This is a genomic window from Collinsella sp. UBA1693 (assembly GCF_002320115.1).
Classification (GTDB): Bacteria; Actinomycetota; Coriobacteriia; order Coriobacteriales; family Coriobacteriaceae; genus Collinsella; species Collinsella tanakaei.
In genome coordinates, this window is sequence record NZ_DCJT01000010.1 from 129,883 (window position 1) to 148,185 (window position 18,303).

Sequence of the window (18,303 nt, forward strand, 5' to 3'; positions counted from 1 at the left end):
CCGGAACGCGAGGGCTCACGGCGCCTCGATAAGACCTCGAGCATGAAAGCGCGGGCGGTCGCAGCGACTCCAGGCGACTCCGGGCGACGCCTGCGCTATGCTGTTGCGCAGCGATACGCGCGCCGCCGTGCAAACGGGCGTGCGCTCAAGGTGCCGTCAGCAAAATGGAGGATAGATCCGTGTTACGAGAATTCTGCGCTGAAAATCTTACCGATATCGAGGCCGCGCTCAATGCGGGCGCTCGCCGCATAGAGCTGTGCGACAACCTTTCCTGCGGCGGTACAACTCCCTCCGCCGGCGTGATAGAGCAGGCGATCGCCCTTGTCCACGCATGCGAAGGGGCGAGCGTGCGCGTCATCATCCGTCCGCGCGGCGGCGATTTTGCTTACAACAAAAGTGAGTTCAAGGCTATGGAGACCGATATTCGCTACGCAGCCGCCAACGGGGTGGACGGTGTGGTGCTGGGATGCCTCAAGCGCGCCGGCGATGGTTTCGAGCTTGATATCGAGGGTGCCCAGCGCCTGATCTCGGTTGCGCGCAGTGTGGGCGAGATGCGCGGGCGAGAGCTTGGTATTACCTTCCACATGGCTTTTGACGAGCTTGATCCCAAAGCGCAGCTCAAGGCGATCGATACACTCGCGGACATGGGCGTGGACCATATCCTCACCCATGGAGGACGGTCGGGAACGCCCATCGAGGAGAATCTTTCCCACTTGGCAGATCTGGTACAGCATGCTAAAGGGAAGCTGGTCATTTTGCCGGGTGGCGGGGTGACCTACGAGAACGTCAAGCGCATCGCGAAGGAGCTGGGCGTTAAAGAGGCGCACGGCACCAAGATCGTCGACTTAAATCTAGGCTTGAAGAGTTAGATCCTCAAAACCAATAACCCGTTAGACCCGGTGCCCGTCCCTCTCGCGTTGGGTCTACTTCGCAATATGATCGGCAGCTTGCTCGACTCGCCGCGATTCAGGCTGTCGTTCTTTCGCGGTGAGCTTCTCTACCACGTTTCCAAAAGCGGAGGCGAGCACTTGCTGAAAAATGGTGCCGCACATTACCGGAAAGACCGCTTCGCCTGGGAAGAACTGCACGGCGATGACCGTGCCGGAAGAGATGTTGCGCAGCCCGCAGCAGAAGCTCATGGTGATGAGGTTGCGATAGGGCTCTCCGCAGATGCGCGCTGCGATAAGGCCCCAGAAGAACCCGGACGTTGTGAATAGCAGGATGAAGAGCATCGCGGCAACGCGCTCCCATGTCATATGCAGCACATACGGGCTCATGGACGTTGAATTGGTGGTGATGATAAGCAGCAACAGCAGGCGGCACGCGGGGTTGATTGCGGGCGATAGCCTCTTGTGGCCCCAGCCGCGCGTGACGTCGTTGAGCGCGGTTCCCGCAAGCGCCGGCAGGGCGATCATAAAGATCATCTGCGTCATCATTCCCGCAATGTCAATCTGCACGGACGCTCCCAGCAGCAGCTGAAGGGTTAAAGGTATGGTGAAGGGCGAGATAACCGTCGACACCAGTACCGCCGCGAGCCCCAGCGCGCCGTTTCCGGCGAACATTCCCACCCACATGATGCTCACTACGGCAACCGGCATGCAGTATTCAATAATGATGCCGCAGACGATCTGCGTGTTGTGAGCAAAGAACAGGTGGGCCAGGGCGGATGCGGCGACGGGCATGGCGACGCTGGTTATGCCGAGGATGGCGAGCAGCTGGACGGGGCGGCGAAATACCTCGATTATTTGGTGGAAGGTGTTGCTTAGCGCGCCCTGAAACGTCATGAACGCAAAGAGCACGGGGACGATTCCCTTAAAAGGGGAGAAGACATCCGGTAGAAGGACGCCCGTTGCCAGGCACACGAGGACAAGGTAGGGCATTCTCTTCGCTATGCCGTTTCCAAGGGCGGTCCAGCGTTCTATCATTGCGTTCATCCTTTCTATTCAACGTTCCAGTATAGGTGCATACCCCAAGGACAAGCCGCCCTTGGGGGTGAGCTTCAAGTTGAAACATTATGCTTCTGAAATGGCGTCGGCGCTTGGGGCGCGATTTTGCACCGGCGTCTCTGCAGCCCCTAGCTGCCCTTTGGTGCCTCATCGGGCGGCTAAGATATCTCGGGGCGCCCTGGGTCCGCGCTATCGCAGGTCCGCGGTCGGCACCGTTAGCCGAGCGCGTGGCGCTTCGATGTCCAAACGATGCATATAATGGATGGCGAACAACAGCTCGGCTCGCCGCAGCGGGCCTTCCGTAAGGATTTGATCGCCATGTTTGGTGTCCATATTGCGTGCCGCCGCCTAGCCGACGGCCATCTTCCTCTTGCAAGCTCCCGCGCCGACGCGCCCGTCCTTGGATACGGGGTGCGCCATGAGCTCTCTTAAGACCACGCCTCGCTGGGAGGTTGCAAAAAGCGACCCCGCTATGGAGAAGCAGCTTGCAGACGGCCTGCAGGTCGCCCCGCTCGTCGCCCGCATCATGGCCGCTCGCGGTATTTCGTCCGTGGACGAGGGCAGGCTGTTCCTTACCCCCTCGCTTGAGCGGGATTGGTGCGACCCGTTGATCATTCCGGGTATGCGCGAGGTCGCGGATCGCGTCCAGCGCGCGATCGAGGAGCGCGAGTCCATAGCGGTTTTTGGTGACTTCGACGTCGACGGCATCACCTCGACCTGCCTTCTCACCGAGGCTCTGCGCGAGCTTGGCGCAAACGTCCACCCGTTCATCCCCCATAGGTTCGAAGAGGGTTACGGCATCAGCCAAAACGCGCTCGATCGCGTGGTGGCGGAGTGCACGCCTTCGCTGGTGGTGACGGTCGACAACGGCATCGCCGCTCGGGACGAGGTCGCCTACCTGGTGCAACGCGGTATCGATTTGGTGGTGACCGACCATCACGAGCCGGCGGACATGGTCCCGCAGGATGTTCCCCTCACCGATCCCAAACTTGCCGCGGAAGGTCCTTCGCGTGAGCTCGCCGGCGCCGGCGTGGCGCTCAAGCTTGTGCAGATTCTAGGCGAGCGCCTGGGCAAGCCAGGGCTTTGGCGCGCCTACACCGAGGTCGCGGCGCTCGGCACCGTATCGGATATGATGCCCCTCACACCGGAAAACCGCGCCCTGGTCGCTGACGGCATCGCGCATATGCGCGCGACCACGCGACCGGGCTATGTGGCCCTGGCGGCCCTTACTAAGACGGACCTCTCGAGCATTACGGCAGATTCGCTCTCGTTCTCGCTGATCCCGCGCCTTAACGCCGCGGGCCGCATGTCAGATCCCAGCCTGGCGCTCAATCTACTGCTCGCGCAAGACCCCGTGGAGGCGGGCAGGCTCGCCGCCCAGCTTGAAGAGACCAACCAGCAGCGTCGCGATATCGAGGCCGCTCTTACCGAGGAAGCGCTCGCCATGGTCGAGTCGACCTATGAGGGCGGCCGCGTCATCGTGGTGGGCGGCGAGGGTTGGCACGAGGGCGTTAAGGGCATTGTCGCCAGCCGGCTGGTGAATCGCTATCACGTTCCTTCGCTTTTGTTCTCCATCGAGGACGGCGTCGCGCGAGGCTCGGGCCGCTCCGTGGGCTCCGTCAATTTGTTCGAGGCGGTCGAGAAATGCAGCGACCTCCTCATGCGGTTCGGCGGGCACGCCGGAGCGGTGGGCGTGACGTGCGCGGCGGAGAACCTGCCGGCTCTGCGCGAGCGCCTGGACGCCGTGCTCTCGGACCTTCCGGACGATGCTTTCGTCGACACCGGCGAGGTCGCCGCCATGGTGAGCCTGGCGGAGCTGAATATAGAGACGGTCGAGCAGCTTTCCCTTCTCGAGCCGTTTGGCCAGGGAAATAAGGTTCCGCTGCTGGGCATCTCCGGCGTCACCATGTGCGACCGCGCCGCCGTGGGCAAGACGGGCGACCATATGCGCTTCACGGCGACGGACGGGTCCTCCAGCGTGCCCGCTATCATGTTCCGCGTCTCTCACATCGATGAGCTGGTCAACTGCGATTCGGTGGTCGATTTGGTGGTAGAGGCTGTCGCCGAGCACTGGCAGGGCCGCGTCAAGCCCAAGCTCATGGTCAAAGACATCCTTTGCCGCACTTGTCAGCGGCCGCCCCGGGGTCCTTCCAATAAAACGCCTGCTGCGGGCGGTGCGGGTTCTTTGGACGAGGAGCCCCTGCCGTCATCGGTCTCCTCGGGTGCGGACTCCATGGCTCGAACGGCGCTCGAGCCCCAGCGCGACCGCCGGGCGCGCCTTGCCGGGCTTTCCTATGAGGAGCTCACCCGCTCCCTCATCCACGCGTGCATCGGGTCCGCTCGCCCGCACCGCGCCCAGATACAGGCGCTCGATGCCCTTGCCGCCGGCGAAAACACCCTTATCGTCATGGGAACCGGTCGCGGCAAATCCATGGTCTTTCACGTTCACGCCGCGCGCGAGGCCGTGCTGCGCGGCCGCGCCAGCGTGTTTGTATATCCTCTGCGCGCGCTCGTGGCGGACCAATCGTTCCACCTGCGTTCGTTTTTCGCCAAACTGGGAATAGGGGTCGCCGTCCTCACCGGAGCCACGGACCAGGCGGAGCGCGACCGCGTGTTTAGCGGCATCGACCGCGGATCCATCGATATCGTCCTCACCACGCCCGAATTCCTCGCCATCCACGCGGAGCGCTTTGCGGCGACGGGGCGCGTGGGGTTTGCGGTGGTTGACGAGGCCCATCACGTGGAGGAGGGCCTGGGCGGTACCAGAAGCGCTTATCTGGAGTTTCCTCGCGTGCTGCGAGAGCTCGGGTCCCCTTGCGTGCTCGCCGCTACCGCGACCGCGACCGAGCGCACCGCCCGTCAGGTCGGCGAGCTGCTGGGCATAGAAAACGTGGTCGTGGACGATGCCGTGCGAGATAACTTGCGCCTTGATGATGAGCGCGACCTTTCATCGCGCGAAAACCGCCTGGTCTCCATTGTCGCCGAGGGGGAGAAATGCCTGGTCTACGTTAATTCGCGCGACCAGTCCATCTCGCTTGCGCGCACGCTGCGTCGCCGTATTCCAGAGCTGGGGCAGTCGATCGCTTTTTACAACGCGGGGCTTACCCCTGCCCAACGCGCGCGGGTGGAGGAGGCGTTTCGCGCCGGCGAGGTGACCTGCGTGGTTTCCACCTCGGCATTTGGCGAGGGAGTGAACCTGCCCGACGTGCGCCACGTGGTCTTGTACCATATGCCGTTCTGCGCAACAGAATTCAACCAGATGAGCGGACGCGCCGGTCGCGACGGGTCCCTGGCGCAGATACACCTGCTGTACTCGTCCAGGGACGCGCGCATCAACGAGCGATTGCTCGATGCTGCGGCGCCCCAGCGCGACGAGCTGGTGACGCTGTATCGCGCCCTGCAGACCATGGCTCGCCGCCAGCAGGGGCAGACGGGCGACAGGCGCATCAGCGCAAGCGATATCGATATCTCGCAGATGTGCCTGGCAATCGATGCTCGAACCCCCGTAGAGGAACGCATGGTGCCCTGCGCGCTGGCGATTTTTGAAGAGCTTGGTTTCCTAACGATTTCGGGCTTCGACAGCGCCCGATCAATCGAGATGGTGCAAAGCCCGGGTAAGGTGGACCTTTCCCAGTCCATACGCTATCTGGAGGGCATTCGGGCGCGCGTGGAGTTCTCGGCTTTTCGCGGGTGGGCGCTCTCGGCGTCCGCACATGATATGCTTGCCAACGTTAACCGACCGATCACACCCCGGGTTCGATAGGGGGACGAACAATGGATACTTCGTCGCAGCGACACGCCCAGCATAAGGAGAGCGCCCCGATAGCCAAGGTGCGCAGCAGCATCCAGGGCGTCCCGTTGGTTCCCACTGAAAAGATGGTGCATTACGCCACGGCGGATGACCTGCCCTCGGAGATCTCCGCGGACAATTGGAGCAAGCTCTCGTCGCTCTGCAGGAGGTATATGGGCGACGAGGACGCCGCCAAGGCGGAGCGCGCCTACTGCTTTGCGGCGGAGAAACATTCCGATCAAAAGCGCCGCAGCGGCGAGCTGTATATCAACCATCCCGTAGAGGTCGCCATCATCCTGGCGGAGCTCAAGATGGATTGCGATGTGGTGTGCGCTGCGCTGCTGCATGACACGGTTGAGGACACGCAGACGTCGCTTGCCGACGTGACCGATTTGTTCGGTGCCACCGTGGCCGAGTTGGTCGACGGCGTGACCAAGCTCACCAACATCGAAGTCGACAGCATGGACGAGAAGCAGGCACTCAACCTGCGAAAGATGTTCCTTGCCATGAGCCGCGACATCCGCGTAGTCATCGTCAAACTGGCAGACCGCCTGCACAACATGCGCACGCTGGCAGCGCTACGCGAAGACCGCCGCCTGTTCAAGGCGCGCGAGACCATGGACGTCTACGCTCCGCTGGCAGACCGCTTGGGCATCTCGTCCATAAAGTGGGAGCTCGAAGACCTTTCGTTCTTCTATTTGGAGCCCGAGGCGTATCAGCGCATCGCCCGCATGGTGTCCGAGAGCCGCGAGGTTCGCGAGCGTTATCTGGCCGAGACCATCAAGACGCTGACTGACGAACTCAAGCGCGTGGGCCTGAAAGACTTCCAGATCAAGGGACGCTCCAAGCATTATTGGTCCATCTATCAGAAGATGAAGCGCAAGGGCAAGGAGTTCTCCGAGATCTACGATCTGGTGGCGCTTCGCGTCATCACCCAGACCGTGGGCGATTGCTATTCCGCTCTGGGCGCGGTCCACTCCCTGTGGCACCCCATGCCGGGCCGCTTCAAGGACTATATCGCCATGCCCAAGCTCAACAACTACCAGTCGCTGCACACTACGGTCATCGGTCCCACGGCGCGCCCGCTCGAGATCCAGATCCGCACCTTTGAGATGCATGAGCAGGCAGAGTACGGCATCGCGGCGCACTGGCTCTACAAGCGCAGCGGCGGCTCGAGCGCTACCAAGACGTCCGATGCCCAGCGCCTGGATGACCAGATCAACTGGCTCAAGCGCTCGCTTGATTGGGCGGTGTCCGACGAGATCGACGATCCCAAGGAGTTTCTGCATTCGCTCAAGGTCGACCTCTTCGACCAGGAGATCTTTGTCTTCACCCCCAAGGGCGAGGTGATGAGCCTGCGCGCCGGTGCTACGCCGCTGGACTTTGCCTACGCCGTGCACACGGAGGTGGGCAACCATTGCGTGGGCGCAAAGGTCAACGGCGCGGTTGCCCCGCTTACCCATGAGCTCAACATGGGCGATCGCATCGAGATCCTTACCAACAAGGCGTCCAAGCCCTCTCGCGACTGGCTCAACATCGTTAAGACCCCGTCTGCTAAGTCCAAGATCCGTCGGTATTTTGCGGCGGCGACCAAGGACGAGGACGCGACGGCTGGCCGCGACATCCTTGCCAAGGACCTTCGCAAACGCGGCTACGGCATCTCCACGCAGCGATCTACCAAGGCGCTGGGCGCCGTGGCTGAGCAGATGAACTACAAGCATCTGGAGGACCTGTTTGCCGCCATCGGCGCCGGTAAGGTCGCCCCGCGCATGGTAGGCAATCGCGTGCAGGCCATTCTCGATCCCAAGCCCGTGGAAGAGAGTGCCAAGAAAAAGCGTGAGGAGGCGGTGGTAGAGGCCGCCAAACGCACCCATGGCTCCCGCGGCCCCGCGACGCGTCCGCAGCGCCGCGCCAGCTCCGGCGTGAGCGTGGTGGGTTCAAGCGGGGACGACCTGTTGGTGCGTCTGGCTCACTGTTGCAACCCGGTGTCGGGCGATGACATCGTGGGCTTCATCACGCGCGGCCGTGGCGTCTCCGTGCATCGCGCCACCTGCCCCAACGTCAAGGGCTTGATGGAGCATCCGGAGCGTATGATCGAGGTCGAGTGGGACGGGGCTGCGGATGCCCTATTCCAGGTGGAGATCGTGGTCGAGTGCCTCGACCGCATGGGCCTGCTCAAAGATGTCACCATCGCTATTGGCGATGCGGGTGGAAACATCCTCTCCGCCGCCACGGCGACCAGCCGCGAGGGTATAGCCACGTTGCGCTTCTTGGTTGAGATTTCCGATGCGAGCGGCCTGGATCCCCTGCTTGCCGCTATCAGTCGCGTGGATAGCGTGTATGATGCCCGCCGCATCATGCCTGGCGAGGGCGGCAAGAAGATGAAGCGCCGCGGCTAGGGGCCTGTCTTCTCGTGCGTCTATCGTGACGGGTTGCGCAACATAGGCAAAGGCGCTAGCAGAAGGCGGCGCCGTGGATGCGATTTGCTCCACGGCGCCGCCTTTCTCATGTATGTTTCTTTTGCCCGCGGGGAACGCGAGGTGCAGCTTATTTGCCTTCGACCATGGTGAGCGAGATCTTGCCGCGGTCCTTATCGATGCCGCAGATCCAAACGGTGACGGTATCGCCCACGCTGACGATGTCGCTGGGGTGCTTCACAAAGCGGTTGGCCATCTTGGAGATGTGGACCAGGCCGTCCTGCTTGACGCCAATGTCCACAAAGGCGCCGAAGTCGACCACGTTGCGCACCGTGCCGGTGAGCTCCATGCCCACTTTAAGGTCATCGAAGTTGGTGACCGAGCGACTGAAAACAACTTCGGGCGCGTCGTCTCGGGGGTCGCGGCCGGGCTTCTCCAGCTCGGAGACAATGTCGCGCAGGGTGGGAACTCCACAGTCCAGCTCGCGGGCTACCTCGCCTATGTTGCCCACGCGGCGAGCCATGTCCGCAACCCCGCCGCGGGCGAGGGCAGAGGGCTCAACACCGGTTCGTTCGAGCAGGGCGGTCGCCACCGCATAGCTCTCGGGGTGAACGCTGGTGGCGTCCAACGGGTTGGTGCCGCCGGAGATGCGCAGGAAGCCGGCGCAGTTGAGAAACGCCTTGGGCCCAAGCTTGGGAACCTTCTTGAGCTGGCGGCGATCTGTGAAGGCGCCCATCTCCTCGCGGTAGGCGACAATGTTCTTCGCGATGGTGGGGGTGATGCCCGAAACATAGCCCAGCAAGCTGGCGCTGGCGGTGTTGAGGTCGACGCCGACCTGGTTGACGACGCGTTCTACCACGCCTCCCAGCGCGCGGCCGAGCTCGACTTGGTTGAGGTCGTGCTGGTATTGGCCCACGCCGATGGATTGGGGCGGGATCTTGACCAGCTCGGCGAGCGGGTCTTGCAGGCGGCGTCCCAGGCTCATCGCGCCGCGGGTGGTGACGTCTAGATCGGGATATTCCTCGCTGGCAAGTTTGGAGGCGGAGTAGACCGACGCTCCGGCCTCGTTGACTATGGTGTAGCGCAGGTCGAGGTCGGACTCGTTAATGAAGGCGGAGACCACCTCCTCGGTCTCGCGGCTCGCCGTGCCGTTACCGATCACGATGGTGTTGATGTTGTAGCGGCGCGCGAGCTCGCCCAGTTTGCGCTTGGTTCCCGCCACATCGCTGCGCGGCGGGGTGGGGTAGACGGTGGCGTAGTCCAGCAGCTTGCCAAACTCGTCCAAAACCGCCACCTTGCAGCCCGTGCGGTAACCGGGGTCCAGGGCGATGATGCGGGCGCCGCGAACCGGGCGTTGCGACAGCAGCGCCTCCGTGTTCTTGGCGAAGACCGCGATGGCGTCCGTCTCGGCGCGCTCCGTGAGGGCGGCGCGGACCTCACGCTCAAGCGAGGGTGCCATCAAGCGCTTGTAGCCGTCGGTGATGGCGGCGTCCAAGGCCTGGGCAAAGATGCCGCCGCGGCGCGCGATGCGGCTTCCCAGCAAATCGATCGCCTGCTGCTGGTCAACGCGCACGCGTACGCGCAGCTTGCCCTCCGTCTCGCCGCGGTTGATGGCGAGGATGCGGTGGTTGGGAATCTTGCTTACGGGTTCGGAAAAGTCGTAGTAGGCCTCGTACACGGTCTTTTCGTCCGCATCCACGGCCTCAACGCCAATGGCTCCGGTGTTGTTGGTGAACGCGCGCAGGGCGTCGGTGTTCTCCGCGTCGTCGGCGATTACCTCGGCGACTATATCCTGCGCGCCCGCGAGCGCCGCCTCTGCGGTGGCGTAGCCGCCTTCTGCGTTGACGTACTCCGCGGCGATGGCAAGCGGGTCGCCAGAGGTGGTCGCCTGCAGCATGATCATATTTGCCAGGGGTTCCAGGCCCGCGGCGCGTGCCTTGGAGGCTCTGGTGGCGCGCTTCTTCTTAAAGGGCTTGTAGAGATCCTCGACGCGCTGCATCATGGTGGCGCCCTCGATGGCGTCGCGCAGCTCCTCGGTCAGCTTGCCCTGCTCGTCGATGCTGGCGAGCACCTCTGCCTTGCGCGCCTCAAGGGTGCGCAGGTAGGTGAGGCGGGCATCGAGTTCGCGCAGCTGGGCATCGTCCAGGCCTCCCGTTGCCTCCTTGCGGTAGCGGGCGATAAAGGGAATGGTATTGCCTTCATCGATCAGTTTGATAACGGCTTCGACCTGCGAGGGCTTTACGCCGAGCTCCTTGGCGAGAACGTCTTCTATCTTGAGCATGTGCCTCCGATCTGTACGGGTTTCACCCGGCTCTCATGGGCTGGATGCGCCTTCGGTATTGTACTTGTGGGCGCGGACATAACAAGCCCGGCTCTTGAGAGCGCATCGCAGGGTATAACTATGCGAGCAAGATAAGGGCGGCGCGCCTAATCGGTCTCGGCGCCGGCGCTTTGGTTGTTGTGTAGACGAGTGAAAGGAAAATCCCATGAGCAACGCGGGCCCTGCCTTCCTTCCGATGTTGGATACCGTGCCCAATGGCGCGATTCATATCGAGTGCATCATCAACGGTCCTGTTGAGACCAATACCTACATTGTGTGTTCTAAGGACGAGGCGGTGGTGATCGACCCCGCATGGGAGGGGGAGAAGCTGGCGCGTGAATTCGTCCAAAACCATCCGAGCGTGAAGGTAAGGGCTTTGGTCTGCACGCATGGTCATGGTGACCACGTAGGCGGCGTTGCCGGCATGCGCCGCGTGCTGGGCGATGTCCCGTTTCTTATATCTAAGGACGATGCGGCCTTTATGCCCGGCGCCATCAAGGGCATGCGCCAGATGTGGGGCATCGACACCGAAGATCCCGGCGAGCCCACCAGGCTGTTGTCGGAGGGCGACGTGGTGGAATTTGGGGGTGCGCACTTGCAGGTGGTGGAGACGCCGGGGCATACGCCGGGCGGTATTGTGCTATTCGCCGCGACGGAAACGGGCAACGTGGCGTTTGTGGGCGACACGCTTTTCCCGGGCGGCCATGGCCGCGTGGATTTGGAGGGCGGCGACGGCGCCCAGATAATACGATCGCTGGGTAAGTTGGCAGCGGCGTTGCCTGCGGACACGCTTTGCCTGATAGGACATGGTGGAACCACCACCATTGGCGAGGAGTGCAAGAGCAATATGTTCATGCGCCGCGGCCTCGCTCAGATAGAGGGGGAGCCTTTGGACAAGATGCGATAGGGGGGGGTGCGCATCGCTCGATAGGACCGCTTGCGCTCGCTCGGTCTTACAGGTTGGTAAATGTAGGTTGGTAAACAATAGTAAAACTTACGCATTCAAGTGGTATTCTATGAGCGTAATTATGAGCAATCCTGATATTGGGAGGTCTTGTATGCTCGTTAACGCAGCAGAGATGCTCAAGAAGGCCGAGGCCGGTCACTACGCGCTGGGCGCCTTCAACACCAACAACCTCGAGTGGACGCTCGCCGTTCTCCAGGCCGCCGAGGAGGCGAAGTCCCCGCTGATTCTTCAGTGCACCGCTGGTGCTGCTAAGTGGATGGGCGGCTTCAAGGTCTGCGCCGACATGGTGAAGGCCGCCGTCGAGGCAACCGGTGTGACCGTTCCCGTCGCCCTGCACCTTGATCACGGTTCGTACGAGGACTGCTTCAAGTGCATCGAGGCTGGTTTCACCTCTATTATGTACGATGGTTCTCATGAGGAGACCTTCCAGATCAACCTCGACCGCACCAAGGAGCTCGTGGAGCTCGCCCATTCCAAGGGCATCTCCATCGAGGCCGAGGTCGGCGGTATCGGCGGCGTCGAGGACGGCGTTGCCTCCAACGGCGAGCTCGCTGATCCCGCTGAGTGCAAGCAGATTGCCGACCTTGGCGTCGACTTCCTGGCTTGCGGCATCGGCAACATCCACGGCGTGTACCCCGCCGACTGGGCAGGCCTTTCCTTTGAGCGCCTGAGCGAGATCAAGGCCGAGGTCGGCGATCTCCCGCTCGTCCTGCACGGTGGTACCGGCATTCCCGAGGACCAGATCAAGAAGGCCATCTCCCTGGGCGTTTCCAAGATCAACGTCAACACCGACCTGCAGCTCGTCTTCGCCAAGGGCGTTCGCGACTACATCGAGGCCGGCAAGGACCTCCAGGGCAAGGGCTTCGACCCCCGCAAGCTCCTCAAGGGCGGCCGCGACAACATCGTCGCTCGCGCCAAGGAGCTCATGGAGGAGTTCGGTTCCGTCAACAAGGCTTAATCGCCTGGTTGCAGGCCTGCTTTAAAGCATGATGCTAAGCCGTCGCTCTCTTTTGGAGCGGCGGCTTTTCGTTTAACCCGGGGCTGCCGCCGCCTCGCCGAGCCCTCGCAGAATCATGGCGATCGGTCTGCTACGGTATTTGGAATTGTCTGGCTCTCAAGGGTCGAGGCGCTTGTATCGAATAAGATTATTTACGGGAGGGGCCATGGCTATCAAGACGGTGTTACCCGATGTCGGCGAGCTGCGTCGCGAAGGGCCGGTCGGCAGCTTTGATGTGGTTGAGAATGGCGATTACCGGTTTCTCGATATCGGACTTCCGCAGGAGATCGAGCGGCTGAAGCAGCGCGGGGCCCTCGAAGCGGCTCGTGCGGCCTGCTCGGACATGCTCGGTGCTGATCTCGAACCCGAGCTTGCGGCGTGCTTGCGCGCAGAACGCCATCGAATGGGACGGCTTGCCCGCCAGTTCTGTATCAGTCGCGCTCGTGCCATCGAGCTTATTAGGGCGGAGTGGCCCGATTTTGACGAGCGGCGGCTCGATGATCTTGTTGAGCGCAAGCGCATTGATTATAGGTTCATCGATGGTGAGGTTCGCTTCCTGGCGAACTTTCTCGATTCGCTTCGCGTTTATCCCGGTGAGGTGCCGGGCCTTTTGCCTGACCCTCCCACAAATACCGAGGCTCGCGACGCGATGCTTATGGAGATGAGGGAGACGGGAGGCTCCAGTAGATCGATTACCGTTCGAGCGAAGATATCGGTCCCGGGAAGGCGGACTGGAGAGGTCGTGCGCGCCTGGCTGCCCATACCCGCCCGCGCTCCCCAACAGTCCCATATCGAGATTCTCTCCATGACGGAGGGCGGAATAGCCGCTCGCGAGGATGCGCCCGCCCGAACGGTGTACTGGGAGTCTTCGTCCAAAGAGTCATTTGAGGTTGTGTATCGTTATCGCATCGATGCTCCATATGTGGATACGACGGCACCGGCGGCTGGCGGTCATGTGGTGGATGCCCCTCGCCCGCGTGCGTGCGATTTGGCGGAGATCAGGCCGCATGCTCGCTTCACGCCATATCTTAAGGCGCTTACGAACGGGCTTGTTCAAGGGGTCGACCGTCCGATAGACCGTGCAAGGAGGATATACGACTATCTTACCGGTCATGTTGATTACCGCTATCAGCCTGACTACGCTCAGCTTGATGCCATCGCCGATAACTGTGCCAAATCGTTACGGGGAGACTGCGGCGTAATGGCGCTTACTTTTATTACCATGTGCCGAATCGCGGGGATTCCCGCACGGTGGCAGAGCGGGTTGTACGTTGCCTGTGATTATATAGGCCCGCATGATTGGGCGATGTTTTACACGGAAGAGTACGGTTGGTTGTGGGCGGATGTTTCGTTTGGGTCGTCTTCTCGACGGTCTGGGGACGAAAGAAGGCGGCTGCACCACTCTGGCAATCTTGATCCGTGGAGAATGGTTTCAAACTCTGAGTTCCAAGCCGAGTTCGAGCCGCCGTCCGACGGCGTTCGCTGGGATCCGTTTGATAACCAGATGGGGGAGGCGACGGTCGATGGCAGGGGATGCGATGAAGTGGAGATGCTTCGTGAAGTAGAACTTATTGAGATGATCGAGGCATAGCGGCCGAGCCTGTGATACTATAAGCAAGTTCACCGCGCCCGAGTGGCGGAACGGCAGACGCAGGGGACTCAAAATCCTCCGCTGGCGACAGCGTGTGAGTTCGAATCTCACCTCGGGCACCATGTGATATTAGGAAGGGGAGCTTGTCTCCCCTTTAGCATGTAAGAGGATAACTTCGTGTTGATAGCGTGAAGTTATTATTTTGTGTGCTACTATCGCTATTACACTGTGTTTGCAGTAGCCAAGCGGGATGATAAGTCCCCACCTTTCGGCGCCACTGAGTAGCTGTCTGGTCCTACAATTATGAACTTCGAAGGTACAGCTATGTATCACTCGATTCTTGTGTAGCCCGGATGCTCTATGGCACCGGGTTATTTTTGTTCTATTCAAGAAGGAGGTAAGGACATAGCTAAGTCTGATGACACCCGCATCAATGACGAGATCACCGGAACCACCTGCCGTCTGATCGGCGTAGATGGATCTCAGCTCGGTCTCTTCGGCATCCGCGATGCGCAGCGCGTCGCCGATGAACAGGGGCTTGACCTGGTGGAGATTGCGCCCAACGCGAATCCCCCGGTGTGTAGGGTCATGGATTACGGCAAGTTCAAGTACCAGCAGGCCATGAAGGCCAAGCAGGCTCGTAAGAACCAGTCCAAGGTCGAGGTCAAGGAAATGAAGTTCCGACCCAAGATCGATGTGGGCGATTACGAGACCAAGAAGGGTCACGTCCTTCGTTTCCTGAAGAAGGGCGCACGCGTTAAGGTCACCATCATGTTCCGCGGCCGTGAAATGGCCCATCCGGAGCAGGGACTCAATGTACTCGAGCGTCTTTCCGAGGACCTGAAACAGTACGCTACGGTCGAATCGGCGCCCAAGCTTGAAGGCCGTAACATGCTCATGCTCCTCGCACCCATTAAGGGCGCCTTTGATAACGAGGCCAGCGAGGCCGAGGCTAACCAATAGCCACACTTATTGTGTAGTAGTAACCGAGAAGGAGAATTTCATGCCTAAGATGAAGTCCCACAGCGGCACCAAGAAGCGTTTCCGCCGCACCGGCACGGGCAAGATCATGCGCTGCAAGGCTTTCAAGAGCCACATCCTGACCAAGAAGTCCACCAAGCGTAAGCGTAACTTCCGCCAGGAGGGCGAGCTTGCTGCCGCCGACAAGAAGGTCGTTACCGCACGCCTGGCTGGCAACTAAGCCTTATTTCATCCCGTTACCTCGAACTCACCAATTAGGAGTTGATTAGATATGGCACGTGTCAAGCGCGCTGTGAACGCCAAGAAGAAGCGCCGTACAGTCCTCAACCGCGCTAAGGGTTATTACGGTCAGGCGTCCCGTTCTTATAAGTACGCCAAGGAGCAGGTGCAGCACTCCCTCCAGTACCAGTACCGCGATCGTCGCAACAAGAAGCGTGAGATCCGCAGCCTCTGGATCACCCGTATTAACGCTGCTGCCCGCATGAACGACATCTCCTACTCTCAGTTCATGCATGGCCTGAAGCTTGCTGGCATCGATCTCGACCGCAAGGTCCTCGCTCAGATGGCTTACGAGGACATCGAGTCCTTCAACGAGCTGGCTTCCATCGCCAAGAAGGCTCTCGAGGCTTAATCCACTCCACGGATTTTCAGGGGACGGACTTCGGTTCGTCCCTTTCTTATTAAAAAGCAAGGTCGTGCCCCATGCTCTTTGAGGTATTGAATGGCTTCTGTTTATCATTTGATGAGCTCTTGCTGTTTGCAAATATCTCTTGCATTGGAATAAGGTCTGCATGTATAAACGTTTAAGCAAAGTTGAAGTGGGCGGAGCGCCGCCCACCGGTCAGCGGCCATGGCGGGCGGGGCACGCCCGGACCCATTCCGAACCCGGAAGCTAAGCCGCCGAGCGCCGATGGTACTGCGGGGGAAGCCCGTGGGAGAGCAGGGCGCCGCTGACCGGTGGACGGCACTTTCACGTCGGTGCGGAGCGGGGCCCTCGGGGCCCCGCTTTTTTTGCTTGTCTATTCAGTATGTCTCTGCTGAGCGTCTGCTATCGGCTCCATGTCGCCTCATCATTCCTCTTAAGCCGTTACAATATTGCGGATATGTGTTATGGCTGGGAGGTGTGTTTATGGCTCGCGCTGGTATTGGCGTTGATATTGTTGAGATTGCTCGTATGGAGTCCATTCTTAAGAGGACCCCCTCTTTTGCTACTCGTGTTTTTACTGATGAAGAGCGGGCGTACTGCGAGTCTTCGAATCGCCCAGCTGCTCATTATGCCTGCCGATTTGCTGCTCGAGAAGCTGTCTTAAAGGCTCTTGGCACAGGATTTAGCTCTGGAATTGGCAGACGAGACGTCTCTGTTTCTCGTGACGCTTCTGGAAAGCCCGTTGCTGTTCTTAATGGTCGAGCTCTTGAGATTGCTCAGGATCTTGGAATTGTTGAAGTCGCCATCTCACTCTCATTCACCAATGATGTAGCCGTTGCAAATGCTATGACAATTACCGAAGATGCTCGACCTAAGCAAAAGCCCGATAGGGAGTCGGAAAAGGCCCGTATTGCACGCTCGTTTAGAGAGGCTAAAAGCGTTCTAGAGGAACTTGAGCGTGTTCAGGATGCTGAGCTTGTATCTATATCTGGAGAATCTCAAATCACGGAATAGGAGAATTGAGATGAAGCCGGTTTTGAGTACTGAAGAGGTTCGTCGACTCGAGGACCTTATCGAAAAAGAGGGCACTTCAAAAGCGGAGCTCATGGAGCTTGCCGGAGAGTTTGTTGCGAGCCTTGCCGAGGCTCGTTCCCCTAAGAGCGTTCTGGTTCTTTGCGGATTTGGCAATAACGGTGGTGATGGGTGGGTCGCCGCCGACATTCTTAGTCAAAAGGGTTCCGACGTCCATGTTGTAACCCCCGTCGATCCCGATGAAATTCCAAGTGCGCTGGCTCGTCATGTTGCTCGTCGAACTGCTGGACGTGACGTCGCTGTTCATGTCGGGCCTTCGCGTGATGAACTTGTTGAGCTTATTGAGCAATCTGACCTTGTTATTGACGCCATTCTTGGTACGGGATTCCATGGAGAGCTTCGCCCCCCGTTCAATATTTGGATTTCCGCTCTCAATGAGATTGGCGCCTCGGTGATTTCGGTCGACGTGCCTTCTGGTCTTGATTCTGAGAGCGGAGAGCGCGCTGAAGCGTGCGTGCGCGCTGATTTGACTGCGACCATGCTCGCGCCCAAAATTGGTCTTTATAGTGGCGATGGTCCAGAGTTTGCGGGCGAGCTTGTCTGCGGAGAGCTGTACGACAACCTTGACGAGGTTATTGGCGAGGTAGACCATGCGGCAGAGTTTGTCGACCCCGTTGACCTGGCTGATTTTATTGAGCCTCTGCCCGGCAACATCGACAAGTACTCTCGCGGATCGGTGCTAGTTGTCGCGGGTTCCGCGATGTACCCTGGAGCTGCTATGATGGCTGCCAAGTCTGCAGCCCGCGCGGGCGCCGGATACGTTACCGTTGCAGCTCCGGATTCCTGTGCCAACCTCATTCGTCTGGCGCTGCCCTCTATTCCGGTTGTCGCCATTCCCTCTGATTCCCGTGGTTCATTTGGGGCGGCTGCTCGTTCCGTCATCTGTGAAATCGCTCCAAAATACGATGTTGTTCTGTGCGGTCCTGGTATGACGACGGCATCGGGTTGCATGCAAGTGGTCAGCGGCCTTTTGGAGAGCGATGTGCCCCTAATTCTCGACGCCGATGCGTTGAACTGCCTGGGTCGTGGCTCTATTGACGGCATCGATAAAACTCCTGAACTGCTTCGCCGCAACGGTGCGCTGATTTTGACGCCGCATCATCGCGAGCTTTCTCGTCTCGTTGCGGGAGACCCTGTTCATGACCTCCGCAGCGCAATTGAGGCTTCTCAGCGCATTTTATGGGCTTGCGGTTCGGATAACATGCTTGTTATTGCCAAGGGGCCCACAACTGCTGTGGTTGGTGTAGATAAGGTGCTGATCCCCACGGCTGGGCCCACATCGCTTGCTACCGCCGGTTCTGGAGATGTGCTAAGCGGCATTATTGCCGGCATAGTTGCAACGGCGCATGCTCGGTCTGATGCATGGCCGGAGTTTGGCGCCTACGCCGTGACCGTTCACTCTTATACGGGGTTTGCGGCGGCGGCTGAGATGGGCGAGCGCAGCGTGATAGCAACCGACCTCATCGATGTCATTGGTCAGGCTTTGCAATTGGTAGAGGACGAGGCGATGCATGCCCTTACGGGGCTGGGTGCTGCAGCTTCCAAAGGAGAATAGC

The 18,303-nt window shown here is 60.2% G+C and carries 13 protein-coding genes, 1 tRNA gene and 1 rRNA gene; 13 read left to right on the forward strand and 2 right to left on the reverse strand.

The window, feature by feature from the left end; all coding sequences use genetic code 11:
* Window positions 1-164 precede the first annotated feature (164 nt).
* Window positions 165-869 carry a copper homeostasis protein CutC gene (locus tag B3H65_RS04940; RefSeq protein WP_286684372.1) on the forward strand — a complete coding sequence of 235 codons (705 nt, stop codon included), beginning with the start codon at window positions 165-167 and terminating at the stop codon, window positions 867-869.
* A 54-nt stretch (window positions 870-923) separates the two neighbouring features.
* Here B3H65_RS04940 and B3H65_RS04945 read toward each other — a convergent pair whose 3' ends face one another.
* A complete protein-coding gene (locus B3H65_RS04945; RefSeq protein WP_286684373.1) occupies window positions 924-1,925 on the reverse strand; it encodes a bile acid:sodium symporter family protein in 1,002 nt (333 codons plus the stop codon).
* A 439-nt stretch (window positions 1,926-2,364) separates the two neighbouring features.
* Here B3H65_RS04945 and recJ point away from each other — a divergent pair, with 439 nt between their 5' ends.
* Together recJ and B3H65_RS04955 are read left to right on the forward strand one after the other, a co-directional pair.
* Complete coding sequence (gene recJ, locus B3H65_RS04950; RefSeq protein ID WP_286684374.1) at window positions 2,365-5,709, forward strand: single-stranded-DNA-specific exonuclease RecJ; 3,345 nt, start codon at window positions 2,365-2,367, stop codon at window positions 5,707-5,709.
* 113 nt (window positions 5,710-5,822) lie between these two features.
* Window positions 5,823-8,135: a RelA/SpoT family protein gene (locus B3H65_RS04955; RefSeq protein ID WP_286684748.1), complete on the forward strand. Its 2,313-nt coding sequence runs from the start codon at window positions 5,823-5,825 to the stop codon at window positions 8,133-8,135.
* Window positions 8,136-8,283: 148 nt separating this feature from the next.
* Here the strand turns inward: B3H65_RS04955 and B3H65_RS04960 are convergent, their stop codons facing one another.
* On the reverse strand, window positions 8,284-10,434 hold the full coding sequence (locus tag B3H65_RS04960; protein ID WP_286684375.1) for a Tex family protein: 2,151 nt from the start codon (window positions 10,432-10,434) through the stop codon (window positions 8,284-8,286).
* A 205-nt stretch (window positions 10,435-10,639) separates the two neighbouring features.
* Between B3H65_RS04960 and B3H65_RS04965 the strand changes: the two genes are divergently transcribed.
* The 10 genes from B3H65_RS04965 to B3H65_RS05010 all read left to right on the forward strand — a co-directional run bounded on the left by B3H65_RS04965 (window position 10,640) and on the right by B3H65_RS05010 (window position 18,302).
* Complete coding sequence (locus B3H65_RS04965) at window positions 10,640-11,380, forward strand: MBL fold metallo-hydrolase (RefSeq protein WP_270481264.1); 741 nt, start codon at window positions 10,640-10,642, stop codon at window positions 11,378-11,380.
* A 151-nt stretch (window positions 11,381-11,531) separates the two neighbouring features.
* Window positions 11,532-12,398 (forward strand): class II fructose-1,6-bisphosphate aldolase, encoded by an 867-nt coding sequence (gene fba, locus B3H65_RS04970; protein ID WP_117678634.1) that lies wholly within the window; start codon window positions 11,532-11,534, stop codon window positions 12,396-12,398.
* Window positions 12,399-12,603: 205 nt separating this feature from the next.
* On the forward strand, window positions 12,604-14,028 hold the full coding sequence (locus B3H65_RS04975; RefSeq protein ID WP_286684376.1) for a transglutaminase-like domain-containing protein: 1,425 nt from the start codon (window positions 12,604-12,606) through the stop codon (window positions 14,026-14,028).
* A 36-nt stretch (window positions 14,029-14,064) separates the two neighbouring features.
* Window positions 14,065-14,150 (forward strand) — tRNA-Leu (locus B3H65_RS04980).
* 238 nt (window positions 14,151-14,388) lie between these two features.
* On the forward strand, window positions 14,389-14,991 hold the full coding sequence (infC, locus tag B3H65_RS04985) for a translation initiation factor IF-3 (protein WP_270481267.1): 603 nt from the start codon (window positions 14,389-14,391) through the stop codon (window positions 14,989-14,991).
* 40 nt (window positions 14,992-15,031) lie between these two features.
* Window positions 15,032-15,229 carry a 50S ribosomal protein L35 gene (gene rpmI, locus B3H65_RS04990; RefSeq protein WP_117678630.1) on the forward strand — a complete coding sequence of 66 codons (198 nt, stop codon included), beginning with the start codon at window positions 15,032-15,034 and terminating at the stop codon, window positions 15,227-15,229.
* A gap of 51 nt (window positions 15,230-15,280) precedes the next feature.
* Window positions 15,281-15,640, forward strand: a complete 360-nt coding sequence (gene rplT, locus B3H65_RS04995) for a 50S ribosomal protein L20 (protein ID WP_286684377.1) — start codon at window positions 15,281-15,283, stop codon at window positions 15,638-15,640.
* Between the two features lie 209 nt (window positions 15,641-15,849).
* Window positions 15,850-15,965: ribosomal RNA gene (rrf, locus tag B3H65_RS05000) — 5S ribosomal RNA — on the forward strand.
* Window positions 15,966-16,138: 173 nt separating this feature from the next.
* Entirely contained in the window at window positions 16,139-16,669 is a 531-nt protein-coding gene (gene acpS / locus B3H65_RS05005) for a holo-ACP synthase (protein ID WP_083821754.1), read from the forward strand.
* Between the two features lie 10 nt (window positions 16,670-16,679).
* Window positions 16,680-18,302 carry an NAD(P)H-hydrate dehydratase gene (locus B3H65_RS05010; RefSeq protein ID WP_286684378.1) on the forward strand — a complete coding sequence of 541 codons (1,623 nt, stop codon included), beginning with the start codon at window positions 16,680-16,682 and terminating at the stop codon, window positions 18,300-18,302.
* The last annotated feature ends 1 nt before the right edge of the window (window position 18,303 follow it).